The 7,292-nt window shown below is 68.7% G+C and carries 7 protein-coding genes and 1 riboswitch; of the genes, 5 read left to right on the plus strand and 2 right to left on the minus strand.

Annotation, left to right across the window (positions count from 1 at the left end; all coding sequences use genetic code 11):
• Nucleotides 1-569 (minus strand): nicotinate-nucleotide--dimethylbenzimidazole phosphoribosyltransferase (locus tag HUK82_RS13010; RefSeq protein ID WP_176614369.1); only part of this gene is annotated, 569 nt, incomplete at its 3' end.
• A 72-nt stretch (nucleotides 570-641) separates the two neighbouring features.
• Here HUK82_RS13010 and cobU point away from each other — a divergent pair.
• Nucleotides 642-1,154, plus strand: a complete 513-nt coding sequence (cobU, locus tag HUK82_RS13015; protein WP_176614370.1) for a bifunctional adenosylcobinamide kinase/adenosylcobinamide-phosphate guanylyltransferase — start codon at nucleotides 642-644, stop codon at nucleotides 1,152-1,154.
• Nucleotides 1,155-1,183: 29 nt separating this feature from the next.
• Here the strand turns inward: cobU and HUK82_RS13020 are convergent, their stop codons facing one another.
• Nucleotides 1,184-1,708 carry an aldo/keto reductase gene (locus HUK82_RS13020; RefSeq protein WP_306308918.1) on the minus strand — a complete coding sequence of 175 codons (525 nt, stop codon included), beginning with the start codon at nucleotides 1,706-1,708 and terminating at the stop codon, nucleotides 1,184-1,186.
• A gap of 74 nt (nucleotides 1,709-1,782) precedes the next feature.
• Between HUK82_RS13020 and HUK82_RS13025 the strand changes: the two genes are divergently transcribed.
• From HUK82_RS13025 to cobN, 4 genes are all read left to right on the plus strand, one after another.
• A complete protein-coding gene (locus tag HUK82_RS13025) occupies nucleotides 1,783-2,421 on the plus strand; it encodes a LysR substrate-binding domain-containing protein (protein WP_264802094.1) in 639 nt (212 codons plus the stop codon).
• A gap of 18 nt (nucleotides 2,422-2,439) precedes the next feature.
• Nucleotides 2,440-2,669: riboswitch (cobalamin riboswitch) on the plus strand.
• Nucleotides 2,670-2,804: 135 nt separating this feature from the next.
• The gene (locus HUK82_RS13030) at nucleotides 2,805-3,200 is read left to right on the plus strand and encodes a DUF1636 family protein (protein ID WP_176614371.1); all 396 of its coding nucleotides are present in this window, start codon (nucleotides 2,805-2,807) and stop codon (nucleotides 3,198-3,200) included.
• Complete coding sequence (cobW, locus tag HUK82_RS13035; protein ID WP_176614372.1) at nucleotides 3,197-4,240, plus strand: cobalamin biosynthesis protein CobW; 1,044 nt, start codon at nucleotides 3,197-3,199, stop codon at nucleotides 4,238-4,240. The genes HUK82_RS13030 and cobW overlap by 4 nt, the downstream gene beginning before the upstream one ends.
• A gap of 9 nt (nucleotides 4,241-4,249) precedes the next feature.
• Nucleotides 4,250-7,292 (plus strand): cobaltochelatase subunit CobN (gene cobN / locus HUK82_RS13040; RefSeq protein ID WP_176614373.1); only part of this gene is annotated, 3,043 nt, incomplete at its 3' end.

Consider the following 7,292-nt stretch of genomic DNA (forward strand, 5'->3'; position numbering starts at 1 on the left):
CCGGCCCACGCGCTGCCGCCGCCGCCGAACAGTGCCGCGGCCAGTGCCGCGGCGACCGTTGTGTTGCCGATCCCCATCTCGCCGAGGCACAGAAGGTCGGTGTCCGGATCGACGGCTTCGAACCCCGTGGCGAAGGCGGCGAGGAACGCGCGTTCGCTCATGGCCGCCGTGGTCGTGAAATCGTCCGTCGGACGAAGGTCGTGTATGGCGATCACCCGCAGCGCCGCGCCCGCGATGCGGCTGATCTGGTTGATGGCCGCGCCACCGGAGTGGAAGTTGCCGACCATCTGCGCGGTGACGTCGGACGGCCATGGCGTGACGCCCTGCGCGACGACCCCGTGATTGCCTGCGAAGACGACGGTTTGCACGTGGTCGAGCCGGGGCGTCGCGCGGTGCTGCCAACGACCCAGCCAGAGCGCCAGTTCTTCCAGTCGGCCGAGGCTGCCGGGGGGCTTGGTCAGGCGCGTGTCACGTTCGGCGATGGCCGCCGCGGCGTCGGTTGCGGCTTCGGGCAGGGTCGTCAGGCACGCGCGCAGCGCGGACAGGGTGGGGGGCGGGGGTGTCGGCATGCTAGGGTTTGTGTTGCCGGGGACTGATCGGTGCAAGTGTTTTTGCCACCGTCCGACGGCTGGAGGCCAATCATGGCGGAGATCACGCTGGTGCTGGGGGGCGCGCGCTCGGGCAAGAGCGCGTATGCCGAAGCGCGGACCCGTCGCGCGCCCGGACCCTGGCGCTATATCGCGACGGCGCAGGCCTGGGATGACGAGATGCGCACGCGTATCGACCGCCACCGCGCCGCGCGCGGGCCGGGGTGGGAGACGGTCGAGACGCCCTTCGACGTGCCTGGGGCGCTTGCCGACGCGGGTGCGCGTCCGGTGCTGGTCGATTGCCTGACGCTCTGGCTGAGCAATCTTCTGCTCGGGGAGCGTGACATCGCCAGTGCGACCGCCGATCTTCTGGCCGCACTGGCGCGACGCCAGGCGCCGACGGTTCTGGTCGGCAGTGAAGTGGGTCTCGGTATCGTGCCGGAGAACGCACTGGCCCGTCGGTTTCGTGATGAGGCAGGCCTGTTGCACCAGAGCGTGGCAGTGGTCGCACAGCATGTGGTGCTGTGCATCGCCGGTTGCCCGATGGCGGCCAGGGGGGAGGCCTGATCGCCTTGCGGCGCGTCGTGGCCGTTGGATCAGGTCTGTGCCAGCGTCCCCAGACGTTCCCGTACATCGGCGGACAGCACCATGTCGGACGCGGCGCAGTTTTCGCGCAGATGGGACAGGCTGGCCGTTCCGGGGATCAGCACAAGATTGCGCGACCGCGCCAGTAGCCACGCCAACGCGACCTGCAGCGGTGTGGCCGCGACGTCTCGCGCGATATCGGACAGGGTATCGGACTGGATCGGGCTGAAGCCGCCCAGCGGGAAGAACGGCACGAAGGCAATCCCTTGCGCCGCGAGGTGATCGATCAGGCCATCATCGCTCCGGTGCACGAGGTTGTAATGATTCTGCACGCACACGACAGGGGCGATCTGTTGCGCCTCGGCGATCTGCGACGCCGTGACGTTGCTCAGGCCCAGATGGCGGATCAGTCCCTGATCCCGCAGGCGGGCTAGTGCGGTGAACGGGGCTTCGAGCGAACCGTCGCGGGGCGCGTGCACATCCCCCATCAGTCGCAGATTGACGACGTCGAGGCGATCGAGCCCGAGATGGCGCACGTCTGTTCGAACGCAGCGCGCCGGCACTGGCTGACATCGGCGCGGCGCTGGAGGACGTTCACACGCACTCGGACGTGGTTGCCGGAACCGTGCGGCTGAACGTGCCCGCCAACGTCGCGCGCACCGTGCTGCCCGGCCTTTTGCCGCCGTTCCTGCGCGCGCACCCGCAGGTCCGCGTAGAGGTCACGGTGGAAGACAGTTTCGTCGATATCCTGTCCTCTGGGGCGGATGCGGGCATCCGCTATGAGGAGCGCCTCGAACAGGACATGATCGCGGTGCCGATCGGGCCCCGTACGCAACGGCTGGTGACCGCTGCCGCGCCGTCCTATCTCGCGGCCCGTGGCCGGCCGGTCCATCCGCGCGATCTTCTGGATCACGACTGTCTGCGGCTGCGTTTTTCGAGCGGCGCCCTCGCGGGGTGGGAGTTCGAGCGCGATGGCGAGACCATTGTGCTCGACCCGAGGGGGCCGCTGCTGGTGCGCCCGGGATCGGCGAGCGATCTTCTGGTCGAGGCGGCGGTCGCGGGAACGGGCATCGTGTGTCTGTTCGAGGACTGGCTTGCGCCGCACATACCCTGTGGGGCGCTGGAGCGCCTTCTTGACGACTGGACGGCGCCTTTTTCCGGCCCCCTGCTGTATTATTCGGGACGCCGACAGGTGCCCCCCGCGCTGCGCGCGTTTATCGATTTCATGCGCGTGCGACACACCGTTTGACCGCTCCGGGCAGTTTGGATAGACCTTGTGCCTGATGGTTCCCCGAGGAGGGGATGAAAAGGGAAGACGGTTCGGCGCCCTTGCGCGCCCAGTCCGGCACTGCCCCCGCAACTGTAGACGGTTCGACATCGCACCACGCCGCGCACGCGGCAGGGCCACTGGGTTTTGCCTGGGAAGGCCGGTGTGATGGAGTGGCGCCACGCCGCTCACCCGTAAGTCAGGAGACCTGCCATTGGGCGCCCTCGGAGGCGCCGCAACCCTGATATCGCGATCCGGCGGGGTGCCCGGAGTGCGAGGACGCGCTTAGCGTTTCCCTCCATCCTGGGGGGTGTCGTCCGTCGCACCCATGACGCCCAGGCGGCGTCGAGCATGAGGTGCGCGTCTTGAACGAAACCCAGACTGAAGCGGACGCGACGCCTGGACCAGTCCTGTATGTCTGCACGACCTGCCGACGGGGCGAGGGGGCCAGCGACAATCCGCCCGGGCAGCAACTGCATGATGCCCTGGCCGCGCGAGCCGAACGCGTCGCCGTGCGCGAGGTCGCCTGCCTTGCCGCGTGCGATCGTGGCTGCACCGCCTTTCTGGCGCAGGAAGGGCACTGGGGCTGGCTGCTGGGTAATCTCGGGCCGGAGAAAGCGTCCGATATCCTGCACTATGTCGACCTGTATGCCGCATCGCGCACCGGGACCGTCATGCCGTCGCGCCGTCCCGCCAGCCTGTCGGACATGGTCCTTGGCCGCATGCCGGCCGCCGTCATTTCCCTGAAGGAGCCTTCATGAACACCACCCCTGTGGCGACGCGCATTCCCGTCACCATCATCACGGGCTTTCTGGGCGCGGGCAAGACCACGCTGCTGCGCCATCTTCTGGGAGCGGCCCACGGGCGCCGGATCGCCGTGGTGGTCAACGAGTTCGGCTCGCTCGGCATCGACGGCGAGACGCTGCGCAGCTGCGGGATCGAAGGCTGTACAGACGACGACATCGTCGAACTGACCAACGGCTGTCTGTGCTGTACGGTGGCGGACGACTTTCTGCCCACCATGCGCGCGCTGATCGACCGCCCGAACCCGCCGGAGCATATCGTGATCGAGACGTCCGGGCTGGCGCTTCCCAAGCCGTTGCTCAAGGCATTCGGCTGGCCCGATATCCGCACGCGGATGACGGTCGATGGCGTGATCACCGTCGTCGACGCACCCGCCGTGGCGGCGGGACGCTTTGCCGACGACGTGGCCGCCGTCGAAGCCCAGCGCGCGGACGACCCGTCTCTGGATCACGACAATCCTCTGGCCGAAGTCTATGAGGACCAACTGCTTTCCGCCGATCTGGTGGTGCTGAACAAGACCGATCTGCTCGACGATGCGGCGCTCGGCGCGATCGAGACCGACATCGCGCGGGACGTCGGGCGTCCCGTGCGCGTGCTCCGCGCGGTCGAGGGGCGTCTGGATCCGCTGGTACTGCTGGGCGTTGGGGCCGCGGCCGAGGATGATCTTGCCGCGCGCCGGTCGCACCACGATGGCGCGGATGAGCACGAGCACGACGATTTCGACAGCTTTGTCGTCACCATCCCCGAACAGCCCGACGTGGTGTCGTTCCTGCGCCGACTGGCCGACGTTGCCGATCGGTTCGACCTTTTGCGGATGAAGGGCTTTGGTGCGGTCGCGGGAAAAGCGATGCGGCTTGCGGTGCAGGGCGTGGGCAACCGCTTCCGTCACGAATTCGATCGTCCGCTGGGCACGGACGATCGGTCCGGGCGTCTGGTGGTGATCGGCCGCCACGGCATGGATCGCGCGGCGATCGAGACTGCGCTGCGCGAAGGCTGAGCACGGATCATGCATCTTCTCGTCCGCGAGCGGCAGGGGGTTGAGGCGCAGGAGGTGGCCGAGGATCTCGGCCATGCACCCGCCGATATCGTGTTCCTGTCGTTCTCGGACAGCGATCTTCTGGCGGTCGAACGGGGGTGGGACCGTCTGGAACCTGGCGACGCCACGCTGCGCGCGGTCACTCTGGGCCGCCTGCGTCACCCGATGTCGATCGACCTGTATGTCGAGCAGACGATCGCGGGGGCACGTTGCGTCGTCGTCAGGCTTCTGGGTGGCCTCGAATACTGGCGTTATGGGGCCGAGGAAGTTCTGGCCTGTTGCGAACGACATGGTCTGGCGCTGGCTTTTCTGGCGGGTGACGGCCGCGACGATGCGCGTCTTGCCGAATGGTCGCGTATCGGGGCCGCGTACCATGCCCGGCTGGAGGGTTTTTTCCGCGAAGGTGGCGACGCGAATATCGACGCGGCGCTGAGCCTGATGCTCCATCTTGCCGGCAGGGGCGCGGATGACGGTCGCCTGCCGCAGGCCTTGCCGCCCTGCGGACCCTATCGCGCGCTGGGCGATATCGACGGCGGGGACGCGGGTTTTCGCGCCTGTGTCGTCTTTTACCGCGCATCACTTCTGGCGGCCGACATGGCGGCCATCGATGCGCTCGGCGATGCCTTGGCCGCGGCGGGCGCGACGGTGGACATGGTCTATGTCGCGTCCCCCAAGGCCGAGGCGTGCGCGCGTTGGCTGTCCGCGCGTCTGGAGGCGTTTCGCCCGGACATCGTGTTGAACGCGACATTTTTCGCAACGCGCGGCGAGGGCATCTGTGCGTCGCCGCTGGATGTTGCCGGCTGCCCCGTACTGCAGGTGTTGTTGCCGACGTCGACACGTCCGGCGTGGGCGGACAGCGCGCGGGGCCTGTCGCAGTCCGATCTGGCCATGCAGGTCGTGCTGCCGGAACTGGATGGGCGGCTGAACGCGGGTGCGATCTCGTTCAAGACCGAGACGGCGCCGGGCCATCCGGCACGGCACGAACCAGACCCAGACGGCATCGCGCGCGTCGTGGCGCGGGCCCGGTCGTGGGCGCGGCTGGGGCAGTTGGCACCGTCTGCGCGGCGTGTGGGAATCGTGCTGTCCGACTATCCGGGGGCGGGGGACGACGGCACGTCCGGGCAGGCGGCGCATGCCGTGGGGCTGGACGGATTTGCCAGTGTCGCGTCGATCGTCGGTCTTCTGGCGGGGGCAGGGTATGCGACCGGCGATGCGGCCGGCCGCTCGGTGCGCGACTGGGCGGACGGTCTGGGCGGAACGGCGACATCTGCCACCGTGTCTCTGGCGGCGTATCGCACGATGTTCGACGCTCTGCCCATCGCTTTCCGGCAAGCGGTCGAGACGGCATGGGGGGGCCCGGAGGACGATCCCGCCTTGCGCGAGGGTTTCTTTCACCACCGCGCCGTGAAGACCGGCGGCCTCGTCGTGGCCGTCCAGCCCGATCGCGGGCAGGCACAGGATCGCAAGGCCAGCTACCACGACGCCGATCTGCCACCGCGCCATGCGTATGTTGCGTTCTATCTGTGGCTGCGATCGGCGTGCGCGTTGGACGCGATGGTGCATCTGGGCGCGCACGGTACGCTGGAATGGCTGCCAGGCAAGGCGGTTGCCCTGTCGGATGCCTGCGCGCCGGAGGTTCTGTGCGGCAACGTGCCGGTGATTTATCCGTTCATCATCAACAATCCGGGCGAGGCCGCGGCCGCCAAGCGGCGGCTCGGCGCGGTGATGATCGGCCATATGACGCCGCCGGTGCGCCAGGCGGGCCTGCACGGCGATCTGGCCGATCTGGAGCGACTGATCGACGAGTACGCGGCGGCCGACGGGCTCGATCGCCGCAGGGGCGCGCTGCTGCGGGCGGACATCCTGACGCGCGCCGCCGATCTGGGCGTTCTGGATGAAAGCGGCCCTCCGTCTGGTACGGACGAGGACGAATGTCTGGCCCGGCTGGACGCGTATCTGTGCGATGTGAAAGACCTCCAGATCCGCGACGGGCTGCATGTCTTCGGTCGTCCGGCGCCTTTTGCCGGCGAACTGGTGCACGGTATCGCCGCGCAATTCGGCCTGCCGCCCGACGACGTGGAACGCGCGATCGCCCGCAGTGGCGAGGCGGAAGCACACGCGCTGCTGGACGCGCTTGATGGGCATTTTATCGAACCGGGTCCGGCCGGTGCGCCTACACGTGGCCGCGCGGACGTCCTGCCCACCGGGCGCAATCTCTACACGATCGACCCGCGTGCGGTCCCGACCCGGGCCGCGTGCGAACTTGCCCGCGCACAGGCCGCGTTGCTTCTGCAACGCCACCTGCAGGAGCAGGGCGAGCCGTTACGCCGGATCGTGATCGACCTGTGGGGATCGGCCAGCCTGCGCACGGGGGGCGAGGATCTGGCGCTGGCCCTTCTGCTGATGGGCGTGGAACCGGAGTGGGATCGCGCGTCCGGGCGGGTGACAGGCATCGCCATCATGCCGCTGGCGGTGCTCGATCGACCGCGCGTGGACGTGACCTTGCGGATTTCGGGCCTGTTCCGTGACGCGTTTCCGGCCCAGATCGGGCTGTTCGACCAGGCCGTGCGCGCCGTCGCCGCCCGGGAGGAGGACGCGGCGTGGAATACGCTCGCGGCCAGCGTGCGGGGCATGGACGAGGGGGACCGTGACGCGGCTCTGACGCGCATTTTCGGCGCGGCGCCGGGGACATATGGCGCGGGGGTCGAGAGCGCCCTGATGCGGGGGGACTGGGACGCGCGGGGCGATCTGGCCGCGCGCTATCTCGACGCATCGGGCTGGGCCTATGGCGGTGGGCGCGAGGGGACGGCGGTGCGCGACGCCTTTGCCGCGCGTCTGGCCGACAGCGACGCGATCCTGCATGTGCAGGACCATGCCGAGATCGATATTCTCGAAAGTCCCGATATCGCGGCGCACTGGGGCGGCCTTGCGGCGGCAGCCGAAAGTCTGGGCGCGGCACCTGCGCTCTGGCATGGCGACACCAGCCGTGTCGGCGCGCCGCGTCTACGGGCCG

This window comes from Ameyamaea chiangmaiensis (assembly GCF_013376175.1).
Classification (GTDB): domain Bacteria; phylum Pseudomonadota; class Alphaproteobacteria; order Acetobacterales; family Acetobacteraceae; genus Ameyamaea; species Ameyamaea chiangmaiensis.

What these genes read in the sequence shown, in the direction of transcription:
- cobW (WP_176614372.1), top strand. Translation starts at nt 3,197, where the DNA reads ATGAACACCACCCCTGTGGCGACGCGCATTCCCGTCACCATCATCACG.
- cobU (WP_176614370.1), top strand. Translation starts at nt 642, where the DNA reads ATGGCGGAGATCACGCTGGTGCTGGGGGGCGCGCGCTCGGGCAAGAGC.